General features: G+C 67.2%; 16 protein-coding genes and 2 tRNA genes. 11 read left to right on the plus strand and 7 right to left on the minus strand.

Annotated elements, in window-relative coordinates:
* Positions 1–8: 8 nt before the first annotated feature.
* Positions 9–1,475: an MATE family efflux transporter gene (locus LA521A_RS06350; protein ID WP_281781472.1), complete on the minus strand. Its 1,467-nt coding sequence runs from the start codon at positions 1,473–1,475 to the stop codon at positions 9–11.
* A 153-nt stretch (positions 1,476–1,628) separates the two neighbouring features.
* On the opposite strand from LA521A_RS06350, the gene LA521A_RS06355 reads away from it, so the two are divergent.
* Positions 1,629–2,039 carry an Hsp15 family ribosome-associated heat shock protein gene (locus LA521A_RS06355; RefSeq protein WP_281781473.1) on the plus strand — a complete coding sequence of 137 codons (411 nt, stop codon included), beginning with the start codon at positions 1,629–1,631 and terminating at the stop codon, positions 2,037–2,039.
* 22 nt (positions 2,040–2,061) lie between these two features.
* Here the strand turns inward: LA521A_RS06355 and LA521A_RS06360 are convergent, their stop codons facing one another.
* From LA521A_RS06360 to mutS, 3 genes are all read right to left on the minus strand, one after another.
* On the minus strand, positions 2,062–2,673 hold the full coding sequence (locus LA521A_RS06360) for a DUF937 domain-containing protein (RefSeq protein WP_281781474.1): 612 nt from the start codon (positions 2,671–2,673) through the stop codon (positions 2,062–2,064).
* Positions 2,674–2,815: 142 nt separating this feature from the next.
* Positions 2,816–4,333, minus strand: coding sequence for a catalase (locus LA521A_RS06365; protein ID WP_281781475.1), 1,518 nt, complete (start codon positions 4,331–4,333; stop codon positions 2,816–2,818).
* Positions 4,334–4,777: 444 nt separating this feature from the next.
* Positions 4,778–7,354, minus strand: a complete 2,577-nt coding sequence (mutS, locus tag LA521A_RS06370) for a DNA mismatch repair protein MutS (protein ID WP_281781476.1) — start codon at positions 7,352–7,354, stop codon at positions 4,778–4,780.
* Positions 7,355–7,482: 128 nt separating this feature from the next.
* Here mutS and LA521A_RS06375 point away from each other — a divergent pair, with 128 nt between their 5' ends.
* The 8 genes from LA521A_RS06375 (at position 7,483) to LA521A_RS06410 (ending at position 14,282) form a co-directional block, all read left to right on the plus strand.
* The gene (locus tag LA521A_RS06375; RefSeq protein ID WP_281781477.1) at positions 7,483–7,983 is read left to right on the plus strand and encodes a CinA family protein; all 501 of its coding nucleotides are present in this window, start codon (positions 7,483–7,485) and stop codon (positions 7,981–7,983) included.
* A gap of 75 nt (positions 7,984–8,058) precedes the next feature.
* Complete coding sequence (gene lexA / locus LA521A_RS06380) at positions 8,059–8,715, plus strand: transcriptional repressor LexA (protein WP_281781478.1); 657 nt, start codon at positions 8,059–8,061, stop codon at positions 8,713–8,715.
* Positions 8,716–8,957: 242 nt separating this feature from the next.
* Entirely contained in the window at positions 8,958–9,995 is a 1,038-nt protein-coding gene (gene recA, locus LA521A_RS06385) for a recombinase RecA (RefSeq protein WP_281781479.1), read from the plus strand.
* A gap of 40 nt (positions 9,996–10,035) precedes the next feature.
* Positions 10,036–10,542: a recombination regulator RecX gene (recX, locus tag LA521A_RS06390; protein ID WP_281781480.1), complete on the plus strand. Its 507-nt coding sequence runs from the start codon at positions 10,036–10,038 to the stop codon at positions 10,540–10,542.
* Between the two features lie 324 nt (positions 10,543–10,866).
* On the plus strand, positions 10,867–13,500 hold the full coding sequence (gene alaS / locus LA521A_RS06395; RefSeq protein WP_281781481.1) for an alanine--tRNA ligase: 2,634 nt from the start codon (positions 10,867–10,869) through the stop codon (positions 13,498–13,500).
* A 138-nt stretch (positions 13,501–13,638) separates the two neighbouring features.
* On the plus strand, positions 13,639–13,845 hold the full coding sequence (gene csrA / locus LA521A_RS06400; protein WP_281781482.1) for a carbon storage regulator CsrA: 207 nt from the start codon (positions 13,639–13,641) through the stop codon (positions 13,843–13,845).
* Between the two features lie 65 nt (positions 13,846–13,910).
* Positions 13,911–14,003 (plus strand) — tRNA-Ser (locus tag LA521A_RS06405).
* Between the two features lie 202 nt (positions 14,004–14,205).
* Positions 14,206–14,282, plus strand: a tRNA-Arg gene (locus LA521A_RS06410).
* A 282-nt stretch (positions 14,283–14,564) separates the two neighbouring features.
* On the opposite strand, the gene LA521A_RS06415 is transcribed toward LA521A_RS06410, so the two are convergent.
* Together LA521A_RS06415 and tviB are read right to left on the minus strand one after the other, a co-directional pair.
* On the minus strand, positions 14,565–15,617 hold the full coding sequence (locus tag LA521A_RS06415) for an NAD-dependent epimerase (protein WP_281781483.1): 1,053 nt from the start codon (positions 15,615–15,617) through the stop codon (positions 14,565–14,567).
* Positions 15,614–16,882 (minus strand): Vi polysaccharide biosynthesis UDP-N-acetylglucosamine C-6 dehydrogenase TviB, encoded by a 1,269-nt coding sequence (tviB, locus tag LA521A_RS06420; RefSeq protein WP_425494584.1) that lies wholly within the window; start codon positions 16,880–16,882, stop codon positions 15,614–15,616. The genes LA521A_RS06415 and tviB overlap by 4 nt, the downstream gene beginning before the upstream one ends.
* A 260-nt stretch (positions 16,883–17,142) precedes the next feature.
* On the opposite strand from tviB, the gene LA521A_RS06425 reads away from it, so the two are divergent.
* Together LA521A_RS06425 and LA521A_RS06430 are read left to right on the plus strand one after the other, a co-directional pair.
* Positions 17,143–17,991 (plus strand): 4'-phosphopantetheinyl transferase family protein, encoded by an 849-nt coding sequence (locus tag LA521A_RS06425; RefSeq protein ID WP_281781484.1) that lies wholly within the window; start codon positions 17,143–17,145, stop codon positions 17,989–17,991.
* A gap of 138 nt (positions 17,992–18,129) precedes the next feature.
* The gene (locus LA521A_RS06430; RefSeq protein ID WP_281781485.1) at positions 18,130–19,524 is read left to right on the plus strand and encodes a TIGR03013 family XrtA/PEP-CTERM system glycosyltransferase; all 1,395 of its coding nucleotides are present in this window, start codon (positions 18,130–18,132) and stop codon (positions 19,522–19,524) included.
* Positions 19,525–19,735: 211 nt separating this feature from the next.
* Here the strand turns inward: LA521A_RS06430 and LA521A_RS06435 are convergent, their stop codons facing one another.
* Positions 19,736–20,428 carry a J domain-containing protein gene (locus LA521A_RS06435; protein WP_281781486.1) on the minus strand — a complete coding sequence of 231 codons (693 nt, stop codon included), beginning with the start codon at positions 20,426–20,428 and terminating at the stop codon, positions 19,736–19,738.
* Positions 20,429–20,472: the final 44 nt, after the last annotated feature.

Here is a 20,472-nt window from a genome sequence, read left to right on the forward strand (position 1 = left end):
CCGACGCGTCAGCGCACCAGCGCGTCGTCCGGCTCCGCGCTCGGATCGGCCACCGGCGATGGCGGCGTGGCCGGCACTTCGGCTGGCACCGCGACCTCGTGCCGATCCGGCACCAGCATCCGCGCCTTGCGCCAGTTGCCGAACCGGTAATACGCCAGCGCCATCACCATCGAACACAGCGCGCTGATCGGGAAGCTCCACCAGATGGCATCGACGCCGATGCGCGGCTGCATGAAATCCGCGAAGGGGACGCGGATGCCCCACAGCGCGATCACCAGGATGATCAGCGGCGGCACGACCGCGCCGGTCGAGCGCACCACGCCCGACACCACGAACGTCATGCCGAAGAAGAGAAACGACCACACGGCGATGTGGTTCAGATGACGCGCGACCTCCAGTGCGTCGCTGCCCGACGGCAGGAACAGCGACAGCGTCCAGCGATCGAACACGATCAACGGGATGATCAATGCGCCCGTCATCAGGAAATTCATGACGACGCCCGCGCGCGCGGTCGCCGACACGCGATCCCATCGATGCGCACCGACGTTCTGCGCCGCCATCGACGAGCACGCCGCGCCGACCGCCATCGCCGGCATCTGCACGTAGGTCCACAGTTGCAGCGCGGCGCCGTAGGCGGCGGTGGTCTGCGTGCCGTGCTGGTTGACCATCGTCATCATCGCGATCATCGCCAGCGAGATCAGCACCATCTGCAGTCCCATCGGCACGCCCTTGACGATAAGCGAGCGCAGGATCGTCGCATCGATGCGGAAATAGCGCGCGTCCTGCCGGCCGAGCCACAGCACGTGACGCTTGTGGCGCAGATAGAAAAGCAGGGCGATGAGCGTGGTGGTCTGCCCGATCAGCGTCGCCCACGCGGAGCCCGCGATGCCGAGCCGCGGGAACGGTCCGACGCCGAAGATCAGCAGCGGATTAAGCACGATGTCCAGCAGCACCGCGATCAGCAGGAAGCGGAACGGCGTGCGCGCGTCTCCCGCGCCGCGCAGCGCGGCCGACAGGAACGCGAACGCATACAGCGCCGGCATCGCAAGGAAGATCACGCGCAGGTAATCCTCCGCCAGGTGCAGCGACGCCGTGGGCGTGCCCATCGCGGCCAGCAGGTGCCGCGAGAGCCACTGGCCGAACGCCGCGATCACCACCGACAGGCCGATGAAGAACGTCGCACTGGTGCCCATCACGCGGCGCGCCTGCGTCAGGTCGCGCGCACCCATCGCCTGCGCGATCAGGATGGTGGCCGCCATGCCGATGCCGAACACCGAGCCGATCAGGAAGAACATGATGTTGTTGGCGTTCGCCGTCGCGGTGAGCGCTTCCTCGCCGAGGAAACGACCCACCCAGACGGCGTTGACCGAACCGTTCAGCGACTGGGCGACGTTGCCGGCGAGGATCGGCAGCGCGAAGGCGAACAGGTTGCGGCCTATCGGGCCTTCGGTGAGGTTGTGCGACGTGGGCGACATGCGCAGCCGGCGATCCGGTGACGTGAAGACGCGGCACGGTAGCACCGTCGATGCGAACGGCGCGCCATGTCCGATCGCACGCGCGACGACGACATCGACCCTGCGATAATCCGGTACACCCAAGACGACCCGATGGCACCACCGGACCCTGCAGTGAGCGACGTAGCCGAATCTTCCGCACCCACCGTGCGCCTGGACCTGTGGTTGTGGGCGGCGCGGTTCTTCAAGACGCGCTCGCTGGCCAAGCACGCGATCGACACGGGCAAGATCGAGATCGGAGGCCAGCGCGCCAAGCCGTCGCGTGCGGTGCGCGTGAACGACGCGCTTCGCATCGTGCGCGGCGAGGAAATCTTCGAGGTCGAAGTACGCGGGCTGAGCGATACACGCGGTCCGGCCAGCGTCGCGCAGGGCCTCTATCAGGAAAGCGACGCCTCCAGGCAAGCGCGCGAGGCGGCGCGTGCGTTGCGTGCCGCCGAACGCACCGGGTATCGCGCGCCGGAGACGAAGCCCGACAAGCGCGCGCGGCGTCTCATCCGCGCGCTGGGCGACATCGACGCGATGTAAGGCGTCGAAGGGGCGGCGTGTATCAGCGTCGCCCGCCGCCGAGGAACGATCCGGCCAGCCCGATCAGGTCGGAAAAGTCCGTATCGCCGTCGCCGTCGCGATCGAGCACGGCGCCCATCAGCGAGCCGCCGACGCCGCCCTGTTGCGCGATCGATTGATGCTCCTGGCCGAGCACGTCGCCGAGGTGTTGCGGCGAAGCGGCCTGGCCGGCGCCGCCGCCGGCGAACATGCGCTTGGCGAGGTAGGCCATCACCAGCGGGGCGAGCATCTGCAAGAGTGAGCTCGCTTGTCCCTGGCCCAGGCCCGTCGCGGCGCCGAGGCCTTGCGCGGCCGTATTCTGGCGACCGCCCAGCACGTGGCCGAGGATCGAACCGCCTTGTCCGCCGCCGCCGAGCACCGAGCCCAGGACGCTGCCGATGCCGAGCCCCGCGTGATCGCGCTGCAGGGCACCGAACAACGCTTCGGCGCCTTGCGGCTGGCTAGCGTTGCGACCGAGTGCGCCCAGCAGCAGCGGCAGCGCGGCCGACACCGCGTTCTCTGTCTGCGACGGCGAGAGCCCGAGCTGGTTGCTGATGTCGGCCAGCGGTTGTCCCTGCAATTGGCCGAGCAGGTCGTTGGTGAGAGGCGTGTTCATGGGGGCGGCTCCAGGTGGGGGCTCGATGCTATCGCCGCGGCGTTCAATCGTCGTGATGGGGTGAAGACGGAAATTTCTCTCTCGAAACCGGCATGGACGTCGCCCTCCCGGCAAACGCCAGGAGGGCGCGCAGTCCGCATCGTCAGCCCGCTTCGACGGGGTGGTTCACCGTGCCGCTGTCGACGTGCGCGACGTTCGACGCCTCCAGGTTCAACGCCTTCGCCACGCCGGCGCCATACGCCGGATCGGCCTTGTTGCAGTTGGCGATGTGGCGCTGCTTGATGAAATCCGGCGCGTCGCCCATCGCGCGTGCGGTGTTCTCGAACAGCACCTGCTGCTGTGCAGGCGTCATCAGGCGGAACAGGTCGCCGGGCTGCTTGTAGTAGTCGGCGTCGTCCTCGCGGAAGTTCCAGAAATCCGCGTTGCCGTTGATCTTCAGCGGCGGCTCGCGATACTCCGGCTGCGCCTCCCACTGGCCGTAACTGTTGGGCGTGTAATGCACGTTCGAGCCGTAATTGCCGTCGACGCGCATCGCGCCGTCGCGATGGTTGCTGTGCACCGGGCAGCGCGCCGCGTTCACCGGAATCTGGTGGTGGTTGACGCCCAGGCGGTAGCGCTGCGCATCCGAATACGCGAACAGTCGCGCCTGCAGCATCTTGTCCGGCGACACGCTGATGCCCGGCACCAGGTTGTTCGGCGCGAATGCGCTCTGTTCGACGTCGGCGTAGAAGTTCTCCGGGTTGCGGTTGAGCTCCATCACGCCCACTTCGATCAGCGGGTAGTCCTTGTGCGGCCACACTTTGGTGAGGTCGAACGGGTGGTAGGGCACCTTGTCCGCATCGGTCTCCGGCATGACCTGGATGTACATCGTCCACTTCGGGTTGTCGCCGCGGGCGATGGCGTCGAACAGGTCGCGCTGGTGGCTTTCGCGGTCGCGGCCGATCAGTTCCTGCGCTTCGGCATCGGTGAGGTTCTTGATGCCCTGCTGCGTGCGGATGTGGAATTTCACCCAGAACCGTTCGCCGTTGTCGTTGTAGAAGCTGTACGTATGCGAGCCGAAACCGTGCATGTGGCGGTAACTGGCCGGAATGCCGCGATCGCTCATCACGATGGTGATCTGGTGCAGCGCTTCGGGCAGGCTGGTCCAGAAATCCCAGTTGTTGTGCGCGCTGCGCAGGTTGGTTCGCGGGTCGCGCTTCACGGCCTTGTTGAGGTCCGGGAACTTGCGCGGATCGCGCACGAAGAACACCGGCGTGTTGTTGCCGACCAGGTCCCAGTTGCCTTCCTCGGTGTAGAACTTCAGCGCGAAGCCGCGGATGTCGCGCTCGGCATCGGCCGCGCCGCGCTCGCCTGCGACCGTGGTGAAGCGCGCGAACATCTCGGTGCGCTTGCCCACGTGTTCGAAGATCTTCGCGCGGGTGTACTTCGTGATGTCCTGCGTGACGGTGAACGTGCCGAACGCGCCCGAACCTTTCGCATGCATGCGGCGTTCGGGAATGATTTCGCGATTGAGGTTGGCGAGTCGTTCGATCAGCCAGACGTCCTGCATCAGCAGCGGCCCGCGCGGGCCCGCCGTCATGCTGTTGTCGTTGTCGATGACCGGCGCGCCGAAGGCGGTGGTCAGCGGGGTCTTGGCGGGCTTGTCCGTGGGCTGGCTCATGGGAACTCCGTTCTTGTCGTGAGGAGTCAGAGACTAAGTAACGTCGACGATCGGGGAAAATCGTTTATTGCGAACGTTTCGATAGCGACCGACTATGGAATCGGTCTGGGCGCGGGGAAGGGCTGCCGGCGCAATGTCTCCGATGCGCAACCGCGCATCGGGTCGAGCGGATGCTTGCGGTCCGCCGCTCGCGAGCATGGACCCCGTGTCATTTCGCCGATGTGACGTCGCGCAGGGCAGCCTGCTGCATCCGCATCCAAGACGCGCCAGCGAGCATAGGGCGGCTGGCTGGGGGGCGCTTCGCCCATTCGGGTGAGGGCGATCCCCCACGAACGCATCAGCGGTCCTGGGGAGATTGCGAAGCGTGGAGATCGCGAAGCGCAGCCGCGGTTCGTCGCGGTGCATTCGCCTTCCGGCTCGTTTACCCGCGTTGGGCGAGCGGAATCAGGACAGCGCTTTCAGGCGATACAGCGCTTCAAGCGCCTGCTTCGGGGTGAGGTCGTCCGGATCGATCGACGCCAGCGCTTCCAGCGCGGCGGAGGAGGGCGCGAAGAGCCCGAACTGCTGCGGCGCATCCAGCGCGACCGGTGCGAGCGACGGCGTGGGTGCATCGCGGCTCTGTCGTTCCAGCTCGGCCAATCGCCCGCGTGCCTGCTGCACGACCGCCTTCGGCAAGCCTGCCAGCGCCGCGACCTGCAAACCGAAACTGCGATCGGCCGGGCCGTCCTTCACCGCGTGCATGAAGACCAGCTGGTCGCCGTGTTCCACCGCGTCCAGGTGCACGTTCGCGATGCCGCTGCCCGGCTCGGCCAGGCGCGTGAGTTCGAAATAGTGCGTGGCGAACAGCGTATAGGCGCGATTGTGATGCGCCAGATGGCGCGCGCACGCATCGGCGAGCGCGAGGCCGTCGTAGGTCGACGTGCCGCGCCCGATCTCGTCCATCAGCACCAGCGACTGCGACGTTGCGTGGTGCAGGATGTAGCTGGTCTCGCTCATCTCGACCATGAAGGTCGACTGCCCGCGCGCGAGGTCGTCGCCCGCGCCGATGCGCGTGAGGATGCGGTCGATCGGGCCGATCACCGCGCGCGAGGCCGGCACGAAACTGCCGATGTGCGCGAGCAGCACGATCAGCGCGTTCTGGCGCATGTAGGTCGATTTACCGCCCATGTTCGGGCCGGTGATCACCAACATCCGGCGGTTTTCGTCCAGCACCAGGTCGTTGGGCTCGAACGGGTCGTTGCGCACCGCCTCGACCACCGGATGGCGGCCGCGTTCGATGCGGATGCCCGGTTCGTCCACGAGCTGCGGCTGCGACCAGTCCAGCGACTGCGCGCGTTCGGCGAAACACGCGAGCACGTCCAGTTCCGCCATTGCGGCGGCGCAGCGCTTGAGCGGCTGCAGGCGCTCGTTCAACGTGTCCAGCAGCTGCTCGTACAGCAGGCGTTCGCGCGCAAGCGAACGCTCGCGTGCGGACAGCACCTTGTCCTCGAACTGCTTCAGTTCCTCGGTGATGTAACGCTCGGCGCCGGTCAGCGTCTGGCGGCGCGTGTAATGCGTCGGCGCCTTGTCGGACTGGCCCTTGCTGATTTCGATGTAGTACCCGTGCACGCGGTTGTAGCCGACCTTCAGCGTCGCGATGCCGGTGGCGGCCTTCTCGCGCGCTTCCAGGTCGATGAGGAACTGGTCGGCGTTCGTCGACAGCGTGCGCAGTTCGTCGAGTTCGGCGTCGTAGCCTTCGGCGAAGATGCCGCCATCGCGTGCGAGCACCGGCGGCTGCGGCACGATCGCCGCCTTCAGCAGGTGCGCGTGCGCGTCGTGTTCGCCGAGTTCCGCCGCGAGTTCCGCAAGGCAGGGCGAATCGAGCGGCGCCAGCGTCGCGCGCACGTCGGGCAGCATGCCCAGTCCGTCGCGCAGCGTGGACAGGTCGCGTGGGCGCGCACTGCGCAACGCGATGCGCGACAGGATGCGTTCCAGGTCGCCGAGCGCGCGGAAGCCTTCGCGCAGCGTGTCGCCGCAGCGGGATTCGATCAGCGTGGCGACCGCCTGCTGGCGATGGCGCAACACGCTGCGGTCGCGCAGCGGACGATGCAGCCAGCGGCGCAGCAGGCGGCCGCCCATCGGCGTGATCGTCGAATCGAGGATGCCCAGCAACGTGTGGCGCGTGTCGCCGTCCACGCGGGTGTCGAGTTCAAGGTGGCGGCGCGTGGCGGCGTTCATCGCGATGGCGCCGTCGCCGGATTCCACCGCGATCGACGTCAGGTGCGGCAACCGCTGCTTCTGCGTTTCCTCGACATAGCCCAGCAGCGCCGCGGCAGCGGCGGTCGAAAGCGGCTTGTCTTCCAGGCCGAAACCGGAGAGATCGTGCAGGTTGAAGAAACGCAGCAACTGGCGACGACCGCTGTCGGCGTCGAACAGCCACGGCGCGCGACGACGCACGCCGGTCCGCTCGGCGATCCACGGCTGCCAGCCGTCCTCGTCGGCGATCAGCGTTTCGGCGGGTTCCAGGCGCGCGATCTCGGCTTCGAGCGCGTCCTCGTTCGCGACTTCGTTGACGAGAAACCGCCCGCCGGCGAGGTCCGCCCACGCGAGGCCGTAGCCCGTCTTGCCGCGCGCGACGGCGAGCAGCAGCGTGTCGCGGCGTTCGTTGAGCAGCGCTTCGTCGGTCACCGTGCCCGGCGTGACGATTCGAACCACCTTGCGTTCGACGATGCCCTTGGCGAGCGCGGGATCGCCGATCTGTTCGCAGATCGCCACCGATTCGCCCAGCGCCACCAGGCGCGCCAGGTAGCCTTCGGCCGAATGGTGCGGAACGCCGGCCATCGGGATCGGCTGCCCCGCGGACTGGCCGCGCTGGGTCAGCGTGATGTCCAGAAGGCGCGCCGCCTTGCGGGCGTCGTCGAAGAACAGCTCGTAGAAGTCGCCCATGCGGAAGAACAGCAGCACGTCCGGATGCTCCGCCTTCGCGGCGAAGAACTGCTTCATCAGGGGCGTGTGTTCCTGCGGCCGTTCGGCTTGGCTCATGGATCGTGGATCTGCGTTGACGGTGCCGGGGGCCGGCGAAAGGGGCATTAGGCTAGCAGCCGCGGGCGATGTTGGTGGACCCGCGCGATGTCACCGAAGCCGGCGGGGCGACCCGGTATCATCGCCCCATGAAGAACGACGTCACCGATGCCTCCCTGCTGCGCCTGGCCGAGCAGGTCGCCGAAGCCGCCCGCGCCCATCGCCAGACCCTGGTCACCGCCGAAAGCTGCACCGGCGGGTGGATCGCGAAGATGCTGACCGACATTCCCGGTTCCTCGAACTGGTTCGAATGCGGCATGGCCGCCTACAGCTACGAGGCCAAGCAGGCCCTGCTGGGCGTGCGTCCGCAGACGCTGGAAACGCATGGCGCGGTGAGCCGCGAGACGGTGATCGAGATGGTGTCGGGCGCGCTGGTGCACTCGGGTGCGACGCTGGCCGTGGCGGTCACCGGCATCGCCGGGCCGGGCGGCGGCACCGAGGACAAGCCGGTCGGCACGGTCTGGATCGCCTGGAAGCGGCGCGGCGGGTATCCCACCGCCGTGACCTTCCATTTCGACGGCGACCGCGACGCGGTGCGCCGGCAGACGGTCGCCGCGGCGCTGCACGGGCTGGCCGAACTGATGGCGTAGGTCATAGGACACAGGGCCGGGATTCGTTCCCCGTTCCTCTTGACTCTCGATTCGCCGTTAGTAGTATTGCTACTAATGGATATCACCGACACCCAGCGCGCCATCCTCGCCCTCATCGCCGAGCGCATCGAGGCCGAGGGCGTTCCGCCGTCGCAGACCGAGATCGCCCGGGCGATGGGCTTCAGCAGCGTCCGCGCCGCCCAGTACCACCTGGAAGCGCTGGAGCAGGCGGGCGCGATCCAGCGCATGCCGGGCCGGGCGCGCGCCATCCGCCTGTGCGCGACGGTCGAACCGGTGTCCGAGGCGTTTTCCGTCCGCCCGGTCGAGGCAGCCGATGCCGCCAACGACGCGCTGCGCCTTCCGGTGCTCGGGCAGGTCGCCGCGGGTCGGCCGATCGGGGCCGACATCGGCTCGGACGACTTCGTCCTCCTCGATCGCGTGTTCTTCTCCCCCACGCCCGACTACCTGCTCAAGGTGAAGGGCGATTCGATGCGCGACGAGGGCATCTTCAGCGGCGACCTCATCGGCGTGCACCGCACCCGCGATGCGCGCTCCGGCCAGATCGTGGTCGCGCGCATCGACGACGAGATCACCGTCAAGCTGCTGAAGATCGGCAAGGACCGCATCCGGTTGCTGCCGCGCAATCCCGACTACGCGCCCATCGAGGTCGAGCCCGGCCAGGACTTCGCGATCGAAGGCCTGTACTGCGGGCTGGTGAGACCGAACCGGTGAAGCGCAACGGGTCAGAGATGACCGATCAATTTCCGGGCGAATTCCGGACCGTCGTCAGTGGCGTTCCGGGGCAGGGTGCGGGGTTTCCCCACACCCTGTCCCGGACACCCCTCATGGTCGACGGGCCATCGCCCACGCAATCTGGACACGGTCGCGGGCGCGTCTCAGCCCATGCGATACGCGACCGCTAGATTGCATCCCGAGCAACGACTTCCGCCACTGACACTGAAGGAAACACCACGATGGACGACAACAAGAAGCGCGCCCTTTCAGCCGCGCTGGGCCAGATCGAAAAGCAGTTCGGCAAGGGCTCGGTGATGCGCATGGGCGATCGCACGATCGAGGCGACGGAAGTCATCGGCACCGGCTCGCTGATGCTCGACATCGCGCTGGGCATCGGCGGCCTGCCCAAGGGCCGCGTCGTCGAGATCTACGGTCCGGAATCCTCGGGCAAGACCACCCTCACGCTGCAGGCCATCGCCCAGTGCCAGAAGGCCGGCGGCACCTGCGCCTTCATCGACGCCGAGCACGCGCTCGATCCCATCTACGCCGCCAAGCTCGGCGTCAACGTCGACGACCTGCTGGTCAGCCAGCCCGACACGGGCGAGCAGGCGCTGGAAATCGCCGACATGCTGGTGCGCTCGGCCGCCATCGACATGGTCGTGGTCGACTCCGTCGCCGCGCTGACGCCCAAGGCCGAAATCGAAGGCGAGATGGGCGACCAGCTCCCGGGCCTGCAGGCCCGCCTGATGAGCCAGGCGCTGCGCAAGCTCACCGGCAACATCAAGCGCTCCAACTGCCTGGTGATCTTCATCAACCAGCTGCGCATGAAGATCGGCGTGATGATGCCGGGCCAGAGCCCGGAAACCACGACCGGCGGCAACGCGCTGAAGTTCTACGCGTCGGTGCGCCTGGACATCCGCCGCATCGGTTCGATCAAGAAGGGCGACGAGATCATCGGCAACCAGACCCGCATCAAGGTCGTGAAGAACAAGCTGGCGCCGCCGTTCAAGCAGGTCGTGACCGAAATCCTGTACGGCGAGGGTATCTCGCGCGAGGGCGAGCTGATCGACATGGGCGTGGACGCCAAGCTGGTCGAGAAGTCGGGCGCCTGGTACAGCGCGTACGACGAGCGCATCGGCCAGGGCAAGGAGAACGCGCGCCAGTACCTGAAGGAAAACCCGCAGGTCGCCGCGCGCCTGGAAGCCGCCCTGCGCGAGAAGTTCGTCCCGGCGGAAGCCAACCGCAGCGAGGGCGACGACGAAGGCCAGGACGACTGATCGTGCTGGCTCGCTGATCGGCTGACGATGGACGCGCGCCATGCATGACGATCGGGGTGGTGGCGGCGATCCCGGGGAAGCCCCGGGCCGCCGCCGTCGCGTCCGCGAGCAGACCCCGGTGCAGCGTGCACTGGGGTTGTTGGCGCGTCGCGAGCATTCCCGCAAGGAGCTCAACCGCAAATTGACCTCGCGCGGGCTGGATGCGGAGGAAGTCCAGGCCGCGGTAGACCGTCTGGCCGGCGAGGGCTGGCAGGACGACACCCGCTTCGCCGAAAGCCTGGTGCGCAGCCGGGCGGCCAGCGGCTACGGACCGTTGCGGATTCGTGCGGAGCTTTCGACCCACGGGCTGGACGGTGAGGCCATCGCCCGCGCCATGGCGACCTTCGAGGGCGACTGGAAGGAGAGTGCCCGGGATCTGGTCCGTCGGCGGTTCGGCAAAGCGCTGGAGGAGCTTGCGCAACGCCGGAAAGCAGCCGATTTCCTGATCCGCCGCGGCTTCGATGGCGACAGCGTGCGCGCTGCGACCCGGCTCGATTTGGACGACTGACGCCCCGGCACCCGGGTGGATTCGGCATCGACGTTGCCGGCTCGGTCGCGAGCACCTCATCCCGCGCCTTCCTCGATCGCGCGCGTTGTGGCCACGAGCCAACGATGGGTCCGGCAACCTCGCCATGTCGGAATACCGTGAAGCGCGTTTGCGGCCCGCAGAACCCCGCGGGGCGCATGTCGACGCTGCCAAGCGCGAGGCCGGCGGGCCTGCTACGCTAACCGGCTTTCGGGTTCGGGTTGCCTGCTCCTGTCGACGCCCCCACTAGTGAGGGCATGGGCCGGTCGGGCAGGCCGTCCCTGTCACCGACTTCGCGCGCCAGGCATGAAAACCACTACCGAAATCCGCAGCGATTTCCTCGAGTTCTTCCGTGGAAAGGCCCACACCATCGTCCCGTCGGCGCCGCTGGTGCCGGCCAACGACCCGACGTTGCTGTTCACCAACTCGGGCATGGTCCAGTTCAAGAACGTCTTCCTCGGCAGCGAGAAGCCCGGCTACGTGCGCGCAGCCGACGTGCAGCGCTGCCTGCGTGCCGGCGGCAAGCACAACGACCTCGACCAGGTCGGCTACACCGCGCGCCACCACACGTTCTTCGAAATGCTGGGCAACTGGTCCTTCGGCGACTACTTCAAGGAAGACGCCATTACCTGGGCCTGGGAGCTGTTGACGAAGGTCTGGGCGCTGCCTGCCGACCGCCTGACCGTCACGGTCTACCACACCGACGACGAAGCCTACGAAATCTGGAACAGGAAGATCGGCGTGCCGCCGGAGCGCATCGTGCGCATCGGCGACAACAAGGGCGCACCGTTCGCCTCCGACAATTTCTGGCAGATGGCCGACACCGGCCCGTGCGGACCCTGCACCGAAATTTTCTACGATCACGGCGCGCACATCGCCGGCGGCCCGCCGGGCTCGCCCGACGAGGACGGCGACCGCTTCATCGAGATCTGGAACCTGGTCTTCATGCAGTTCGACCGCCAGCCCGACGGCACGCTGCTGCCGCTTCCGGCCCCGTGCGTCGACACCGGCATGGGCCTGGAACGCCTGGCCGCCGTGCTGCAGGGCGTGCACGGCAATTACGAGATCGACCTGTTCCGCCACCTGATCGCCAAGGCGGCGGAGTTCACCTCCACCGCGGATCTGGACAACAAGTCCTTGCGCGTGATCGCCGATCACATCCGCGCATGCTCCTTCCTCATCGTCGACGGCGTGCTGCCGAGCAATGAAGGCCGCGGCTACGTCCTTCGTCGCATCATCCGCCGCGCGCTGCGCCATGGCTGGATGCTGGGCCAGAAGGGCCCGTTCTTCCACCGGATGGTCGCGCCGCTGGTCGAGGTGATGGGCGATGCCTACCCCGAACTGACCGCCAAGCGCGAGTTCGTCGAGCGCGCGCTGCTCGCCGAGGAAGAGCGTTTCGCCGAAACCCTCGACGCCGGCATGCGCATCTTCGACGAAGTCGCCGCGCGCTCGAACACGACGATCCCGGGCGTGGACGCGTTCCGCCTGTACGACACCTACGGTTTCCCGGTCGACCTGACCGCCGACATCGCGCGCGAGCGTGGTCTTGCGGTGGACATGGAAGGCTTCGAGACCGCGATGGAACAGCAGCGCGAAACCGCGCGCGCCGCCGGCAAGTTCGGCAACACCACGACGATGCCGGCCGAACTCGCCGCGCAGCTCGCGCCGACGCAGTTCCTCGGTTACGACCAGCTCGCCGACGAAGGCCTGGAAGTCGTCGCGCTGCTGAAGAACGGCCGCGCCGTCGATCGCATCGAAGCGGGGGAAGAGGCCGCGGTGATCCTCGATCGCACGCCGTTCTATGCCGAAAGCGGTGGACAGGTCGGCGATACCGGCGACCTCGAGGCCGGCGCCGCGCGCTTCGCGGTGCGCGACACGGTGAAGTTCGCCGGCCAGTTCCACGGGCACGTCGGCACGCTCGCCAGCGGTTCGCTGCAGCGCGGCGATCGCGTGCGCGCGACGGTCGACACCGTCCGCCGCGCCGCGACCGTGCTGAATCATTCGGCCACGCACCTGCTGCATTCGGCGCTGCGTTCCGTGCTCGGCGACCACGTCGTGCAGAAGGGTTCGCTGGTCGCGCCCGATCGCCTGCGTTTCGACTTCTCGCATTTCGCCCCGCTGGGCGCGGGCGAGCTCGCCGAGATCGAGCGCCTCGTCAACGCGGAAATCCGCGGCAACCACGCGGCCGAAGTGCACCACATGGGCATGCAGGAAGCGCTCGACTTCGGTGCGATGGCGCTGTTCGGCGAGAAGTACGGCGACCGCGTGCGCGTGCTGCGCATGGGCGGCACCTCGACCGAGCTGTGCGGCGGCACGCACGTTTCGCGCACCGGCGACATCGGCCTGTTCAAGATCGTCTCCGAAGGCGGTGTGTCCGCTGGTGTGCGCCGCATCGAGGCGCTGACCGGGCAGGGCGCGCTGGACTTCGTGGCCGAGGAGGAGCGTCGTCTCGACGAGGCTGCGCGCCTGCTGGGCGGCAACGCGGCCGACGTGTCGGACAAGCTGCGCAGCCTGCTCGATCGCCAGAAGAAGCTCGAGCGCGAGCTCGAGTCGCTGAAGGCGAAGGCCGCATCGGGCGCCACCTCGGACCTTGCCGGGTCCGCTGCCCAGGTGGGCGGCGTGAAGGTGGTGGCGACGCGCCTTGAGGGTTTCGACGCCAAGGCCCTGCGCGACGCGGTCGACCGCCTCAAGCAGCAGATGGGCGACGCGGTGATCGTCCTGGCCGGGGCGAGCGAGGGCAAGGCGGCCCTGGTCGCCGGTGTGAACGGTAGTGCGGCCGGCAAGGTGAAGGCAGGGGAACTCCTCGCGCATGTCGCCAGTCGCATCAACGGCAAGGGCGGCGGTCGTCCCGACATGGCGCAGGGCGGTGGCGAAGACGGGCCGGCCCTGGTCCAGGTCCTCGCCGAGGTTCCGGCCTGGGTCGAAAGCAAACTTGGCTGAATGGTGAACGCTGACCACTTGCGGTTGCGGGGGCGTTTGACCCGCCGCTAAGATGGTTCACGTTTGTGTTTCAAGAATCGGGGAGCTCCCGGAGCTCCCACATGCCGGCCCGGAAAGGGCGGCCATAGGAGATGTTAGATGCTGATCCTGACGCGTCGCGTCGGTGAGACCTTGATGATCGGCGACTCGGTGACCGTCACCGTGCTCGGCGTCAAGGGAAACCAGGTGCGTATCGGTATTACCGCGCCCAAAGATGTTGCAGTCCACCGCGAAGAGATCTATCAGCGCATCCAGCGTGGCGAAGAGCCCGCGGACAACGATGCGGGCAAGCACAACGCCGGCTGAGAAATCGTTTGCCGTACGCGGAGCGAGCCGCTATCCTTTGCGCCCGCACCGTTTTGATGTTCCGCGGAGACTTGCCCGAGAGGCCGAAGGGGCTCCCCTGCTAAGGGAGTATGGGGTCAAAAGCTCCATCGAGGGTTCGAATCCCTCAGTCTCCGCCAGTTCCATCGACCGGCCGGATCGGTCACCAGGATGCAACGCATGCTGGTCACGCACGACGCCATCGGCGACGTGCAAGCGATCCAGGCGGTTGCACGAATCCGCGCGGTTCGTGCAGGGTCGAAGCGCCTTCAACGGCTTCGATCAAAGTGTTCGAAAAATGTTTGACGAATCGGCAACGATCCTTCATAATTTTTCAACTCAGCGCCCGTAGCTCAGCTGGATAGAGCACCAGGCTACGAACTTGGTGGTCGGGAGTTCGAATCTCTCCGGGCGCGCCATACAAGACAAAAAGGCCGATGCGAAAGCATCGGCCTTTTTGTTTGCGTTTTGCTTTGGTGATTCGTGATTCGTGATTCGTGATTCGTGATTCGTGATTCGTGATTCGTGATTCGTGATTCGTGATTCGTGATTCGTGATTCGTGATTCGTGATGGCGTGATGGCGTGATGGCGTGAACGGCTATCTATTCCGTCATCCCGGCAAAGGCCGGGACCCAGGCCATCACGGCCGCAGCATCCTCACGTCATTCCGTCGTCGCTTACCCGCGCTACAGAGCACCGACTAGGCAGTAACCGCCGTCGCATCGACGCGCGCACCGTCACGCGCATCGCCGTAATACTCGCGATACCACGCGACGAATCGCGCCACGCCTTCTTCCACCGTCACGCTCGGCGCATAACCCATGTCGCGCGCCAGGTCGGTGCAGTCCGCTTCCGTCGCAGGCACGTCGCCAGCCTGGAGGGGCAGCATGCGCAGCGTCGCCTTGCGGCCCAGGCATCGCTCCAGCACTTCGATGTAACCAAGCAACTCCACGCTCTGCGCGCTGCCGATGTTGTACAGGCGATACGGCGCCACGCCGCTGCTCGACGGATCGGGTGCCGCGCCGTTCCACGCAGCGTCCACGCCCGGCACGCGATCGAGCGCACGCACCACGCCGGCGACGATGTCGTCGATGTAGGTGAAGCTGCGCTTGTGGCGCCCGTGGTTGAACACCGGGATCGGCTCGCCCGCGAGGATCGCGCGCGTGAACAGGAACAACGCCATGTCCGGTCGACCCCACGGGCCGTACACGGTGAAGAAGCGAAGGCCCGTGCACGGCACGCCGTACAGGTGCGCGTAGCTGTGCGCCATTGCCTCGTTCGCCTTCTTCGTCGCGGCGTAGAGCGTGAGCGGATGTTCGGTGGATTGATGCTCGGAGAAAGGCATCGCGGTGTTCGCGCCATAGACCGAACTCGTGGACGCGTACACCAGATGCTCGATGCCGTGGTGGCGCGCGCCTTCGAGCACGTGCAGGAACCCGGTGACGTTGCTCGCCACGTACACGTGCGGATTCTCCGCCGCATAGCGCACGCCCGCCTGCGCGGCGAGGTGCACGACACGCTGCGGACGATGCTCGCGGAACAGCGCGTCCACGGCGTCGCGATCGGCCAGGTCGCCGTGCACATGGGTGTACGCCGGATCATTGGCGAACCGTGCCAATCGTGCGCGTTTGAGCGACACGTCGTAGTAGTCGTTGAGGTTGTCGAAGCCGACCACTTCATCGCCGCGCGCGAGCAACGCCTGCGCGACGTGCGATCCGATGAAGCCGGCCGTGCCGGTGACCAGTACCTTCACAGCCGACCGTCCACGGCATCGCGCGGAAGCACGTATTTCACGTCGTAGACGATCGATACCGGCTTGCCGAACGCGCGAATGCCGTCCGCGCCGAGTTGCGCGAACTCGCGATGCGCCACCGCGACGATCACCGCGTCGTAGTCGCCATGCGCGGGTGCTTCGATCGTCGAAAGGCCGTATTCGTGCGCGGCGTCGTTCGCGTTGACCCACGGATCGTGCACGTCGACCTGCGCGTTATAGCCGCGCAATGCGTGCACGATGTCGACGACGCGTGTGTTGCGAAGGTCCGGGCAGTTTTCCTTGAACGCGAGGCCGAGCACGAGGATGCGCGCCTGCACCGGATTGATGCCCTTTCGCACCATCAGCCGCACCACTTCGCTCGCGATGTACGCGCCCATGCCGTCGTTGGTTCGACGACCGGCGAGGATCACGTCCGGGTGATGGCCGATTTCCTGCGCCTTGTGGGTCAGGTAGTACGGGTCCACGCCGATGCAGTGCCCGCCGACCAGGCCGGGACGGAACGGCAGGAAGTTCCACTTCGTGCCTGCCGCCTGCAGCACTTCCAGCGTGTCGATGCCGAGCTTGTTGAACAGGATCGCCAGGTCGTTCACCAGCGCGATGTTGAGGTCGCGCTGCGTGTTCTCGATGACCTTCGCCGCTTCGGCGACCTTGATCGAACTGGCCTTGTGCGTGCCCGCCTCGATGATCGAACCGTACAGCGCATCGACGAAATCCGCCGCGCGCGGCGTCGAGCCGGAGGTGATTTTCAGGATGCGTGTGAGGCGATGGTCCTTGTCGCCGGGGTTGATGCGTTCCGGGCTGTAGCCGGCGAAGAAATCGCGGTTGAACACCAGCCCGGACGCGCGCTCCAGGATGGGCACGCACACTTCCTCGGTGCAACCGGGGTACACGGTGGATTCGTACACGACGACGTCGCCGCGCTTGAGCACCTGGCCGAGCGCCTCGCTCGCGCGCACCAGCGGACCGAGGTCCGGACGCTTGGCGGCGTCGATCGGCGTCGGCACGGTGACGATGTAGACGTTGCATCGCTGCAACATGCCCAGGTCGCTGCTGCAGCGCAGGCGCCGGGCGAGCGCGAGTTCGCCCGCGTCGACTTCCAGCGTGCTGTCGCGCCCTTCGCGCAGTTCGACCACGCGTTGCGCGTTGATGTCGAAGCCCACGGTGTCGTAGCGGCGGCCGAATGCCACCGCCAAAGGCAATCCCACGTACCCCAGCCCGACCACGCCCAGCCGTACCGTGTCCAGCGTCGGCAGGGCGGCGGTGTCGGGTGCGCCGTGCACCGCCGCGTCCGCGTCGCGCCGGGCCGTGTCCAGCACGGCCCGGTGGACCAGCCGTTCCCCAATCTCGGTGGTGTCCATTCGCTCACTCGTTCGTTGACGTGACGGCCGCCGGCCTTGCCCGCAGTCGCCTTGATGCACCAAACGCAGTCGCCGCCCGGGACAGGACGCGCGGGCCGCCGTGTCCGCCTTCGCGCCATGCCTGCGTTCGTGTTCGTTGAATCCGAATGGACACCGGCAGGACCGGACAGGGGGCGAAGGTGGCGGTCGCATGGCGACAGGCAACATCGGCGTGCTCGTTGCGCGACGCGTTCGCGTGCGGGCCGATGGCACCCGGCGCCTGTGCGACCGCCATCGTCGATCTGCGTGAGTGGCAACCCTGGCGCGACGAGGCGTGGTCCCTGCTCGACGCGTCCGAACGCCAGCGCGCCAGCCAGCGTCGTTTCGCGCAGGACCGCGAAGCGCTCGCGCTGACCTACGCGCTGCACCGCCTGTTTGTCGCCGGGTCGCTGCGGATCGAACCGCATGCGTTCTCCATCGCGCGCGATGCCGAAGGCGCGCCGCACCTGCCGGGCATGACGCTGGAAGGTCGCAACGTGCGCACCAGCCTGAGTCACGCCGACGGCGTGGCCGCGTTCGCGCTGTGCGCGCTGGGGCCGGTGGGGATCGATGTCGAAGCCGCCTTCCGTGCGGCGGAATTGCCGGGCATCGCGACGAGCGTGTGCCATCCGACCGAACTGGAATCGCTGGCGAATTTCGCCGAGCCGGCGCGCAGTCGCGCGCTGCTGGCGTTGTGGGTGCGGAAGGAAGCGCTGCTCAAGGCCGAAGGCATCGGCCTGGCGCGCGAGATGTGCAGCTTCCGCGCCGCCGCCGGCGCGGAGTTCTTCCTGGCCGGGAGCGCGCGGGAACTACCTGCGGCGTGCAGCGTGCGCCTGGCCATGCTCGATGTGGGCGAGCGATGGACCGCGGCCGTAGCGGCGCCGCGCGAGGCCGCGGTCGAATGCCAGCAGTTGCATCCGCTGGACGCCCCGCCCTCTGGCCGGAGCGTCGACGGGAGGTCGTTGTACGTGTCGTGATCGCGTCGCAAGGGGGGAACGTCATCGCCACGATGACGCGCGACGCCCGGCCCCGGCCGGGACTTCTCCGGAACTTCCACCAGGCTGTCTGACGGATGTGCGTGCGCGATGCGCGCGCACCGCGTAGGAGTGCGGTTTATGATGTTCGGTAGAGCGAGTCTGAAGAACCGGGCGTTGCTGCTTCTGTGGCTGCTCGAGGTACTGCTGGTGATGGCGGCGGTGATGGGCGCGGCGTGGCTGCGCTTCATGAACGACCCCGAAGGTCACGAGATCTTCTCCGAGAACCTCACGGTCCGCGCGTTGCTGGTCGCGGCGTTCGTCACCACCGCGATGGCCGCGCTCGGCCTGTACCAGGTGCACGTGCGCCTGAACCGCTTCGAGTTCGCGCTGCGCCTGCTGGTGTCGTTCGCCATCGGCGGCATCGGGCTGATGGTGCTGTACTACCTGGTTCCGAATGCCTACATCGGCCGCGGCGTGATCGTCATCGCGATGGTGCTCGGCCTGGTGGGCATGGCCGCGCTGCGCTTCTGCGTGATGCACGTGTTCCGCGGCGATCTGTTCAAGCGTCGCGTGCTGGTGCTCGGCGCGGGACACAACGCGGACCTGATCAACACGCGCATGCGCCGTGGTAGCGATCGCCGCGCGTTCACGCTGATCGGCTTCGTGCCCATCGACGGACAGGAAGCCTGCGTGCCCGATTCGATGCGCATTGCCGCGCCCGACGGCCTGGCCGACATCGTGCACCGGTTGCAGATCAGCGAGGTCGTCGTCGCGCCGGACGAGCGCCGCGGCGGCCTGCCGATGGAGGAAATGCTCACCTGCGTGCAGCGCGGCGTGGCGATGACCGACCTGTCGACCTTCTTCGAACGCGAAGCGGGCCTGGTGACGACGAACCTGTGCGACCCGTCGTGGCTGGTGTTTTCAGGCGGTTTCGACCACTCGACCTCGCGCTGCATGAACAAGCGGCTGTTCGACGTGCTCGCCGCGTCCGCGCTGCTGTTGATCGCATGGCCGTTCATGGTGCTGGTCGCGGCGCTGGTCCGCCTGGAATCGAGCGGCCCCATCCTCTACCAGCAGACGCGCATCGGCGAAGGCGGGCGGCCGTTCGAACTGATCAAGTTCCGCAGCATGCGCGTGGATGCCGAAGGCGATGGCGTGGCGCGGTGGGCGCAGCGCGGCGACGACCGCACCACGCGCGTGGGCAAGTTCATCCGCCTGACGCGGCTGGACGAACTGCCGCAGCTGTTCAACATCCTGCGCGGTGAGATGAGCATCGTCGGCCCGCGCCCGGAACGTCCGCAGTTCGTCGACATGCTCAGTCGCGAGATCCGTTACTACGCCGTGCGTCATTGCGTGAAGCCCGGCCTGACGGGCTGGGCGCAGCTGCGCTATCCGTATGGCGCCTCGGTGCGCGACGCGGAAGAGAAGCTGAAATTCGACCTGTTCTACGTCAAGAACCACGGCCTGGTGTTCGACCTGATCATCCTGTTGCAGACGGTCGAGGTGGTGCTGTTCCAGCGCGGATCCCGATAGCAGGCGCATCAGGATCGGGCGCGCAGCAGGAGAGATGTGACACTTCGAAGCCAGACCCGCACGGCGATCACTCCCCCTCTCCCGCGTGCGGGAGAGGGCAAGGGGTGAGGGCAGGCGGCCGGTCGCTTTTTTCGAGGCGCGTTCGCGGTTTGCCCTCACCCCAACCCTCTCCCGCGAGCGGGAGAGGGGCAACATCAAGAGCAAAGAGCAGTCAGGGCCCGAACGCCTCTTCCTCGCCGTCCTCGTCCTCCTTGACCGGCCGAGGCGTCAACGTCATCAGCCGGTTCGGCGGCACGCTGGCCCAGTCGACGACGTGGCCCTCCTCGAAACGCACCCACGAGGAGCCGTAGTTCCACACGTCGTCCTGCACGCGTTCGGGCGCGCCCTGGATCGCGACGACCGCCGCTTCCTCCATGCCCAGTTCCAGCCGGGGCGCGTTCGGATCGGCGGCCGCCACCGCGGCCTCGTGTTCCGCATGCGGCGCAACCTGCGCGGTTTCCGACCAGTGCAGCACCACCATCACCACCACCAGCACCAGCACGCTGAGCACCGCGATGCGCGGCGTCACGCTCTGCGTCGTGCGTTCGCTGGCGGGCAGGTGACGCGAACCCGCGGCGGCGGACGGCGCATGCGACGCGTCGGGCATGGGACGCGAATTCATCGCCGGTCCGCGCGGCGTGGAGCCCGGCAAACGCCCATGGATGCGGTGGAAGCGGATCGCGCCCGAATACAGCGCGGTCAGTTCGGTCAGCGCGCTGTTCGCCTCGTCGGAGGAAGGGCGATCGAGATGGCGGTCCGGATGCAGTTCGGCCACGCGGACGCGATACGCACGCTTGAGGTCTTCGAGGCTGCAGTCCGGATGCAGGCCAAGCTGCATGTACAGAAGCGCGAAGTCCTGGCTCATGGGGCCCCCTTGTCGGGGTCAATCCTAGCGCGGCTTCACGCGCC

The organism is Lysobacter auxotrophicus (assembly GCF_027924565.1).
Lineage (GTDB): Bacteria > Pseudomonadota > Gammaproteobacteria > Xanthomonadales > Xanthomonadaceae > Lysobacter_J > Lysobacter_J auxotrophicus.

Bases quoted from the DNA above. Each gene is read 5' to 3' on its own strand.
- LA521A_RS06350 (WP_281781472.1), bottom strand. From the start codon at position 1,475: ATGTCGCCCACGTCGCACAACCTCACCGAAGGCCCGATAGGCCGCAAC.
- LA521A_RS06360 (WP_281781474.1), bottom strand. From the start codon at position 2,673: ATGAACACGCCTCTCACCAACGACCTGCTCGGCCAATTGCAGGGACAA.
- LA521A_RS06365 (WP_281781475.1), bottom strand. From the start codon at position 4,333: ATGAGCCAGCCCACGGACAAGCCCGCCAAGACCCCGCTGACCACCGCC.
- mutS (WP_281781476.1), bottom strand. From the start codon at position 7,354: ATGAGCCAAGCCGAACGGCCGCAGGAACACACGCCCCTGATGAAGCAG.
- LA521A_RS06375 (WP_281781477.1), top strand. From the start codon at position 7,483: ATGAAGAACGACGTCACCGATGCCTCCCTGCTGCGCCTGGCCGAGCAG.
- lexA (WP_281781478.1), top strand. From the start codon at position 8,059: ATGGATATCACCGACACCCAGCGCGCCATCCTCGCCCTCATCGCCGAG.
- recA (WP_281781479.1), top strand. From the start codon at position 8,958: ATGGACGACAACAAGAAGCGCGCCCTTTCAGCCGCGCTGGGCCAGATC.
- recX (WP_281781480.1), top strand. From the start codon at position 10,036: ATGCATGACGATCGGGGTGGTGGCGGCGATCCCGGGGAAGCCCCGGGC.
- alaS (WP_281781481.1), top strand. From the start codon at position 10,867: ATGAAAACCACTACCGAAATCCGCAGCGATTTCCTCGAGTTCTTCCGT.
- csrA (WP_281781482.1), top strand. From the start codon at position 13,639: ATGCTGATCCTGACGCGTCGCGTCGGTGAGACCTTGATGATCGGCGAC.
- LA521A_RS06425 (WP_281781484.1), top strand. From the start codon at position 17,143: ATGGACACCGGCAGGACCGGACAGGGGGCGAAGGTGGCGGTCGCATGG.
- LA521A_RS06430 (WP_281781485.1), top strand. From the start codon at position 18,130: ATGATGTTCGGTAGAGCGAGTCTGAAGAACCGGGCGTTGCTGCTTCTG.
- LA521A_RS06435 (WP_281781486.1), bottom strand. From the start codon at position 20,428: ATGAGCCAGGACTTCGCGCTTCTGTACATGCAGCTTGGCCTGCATCCG.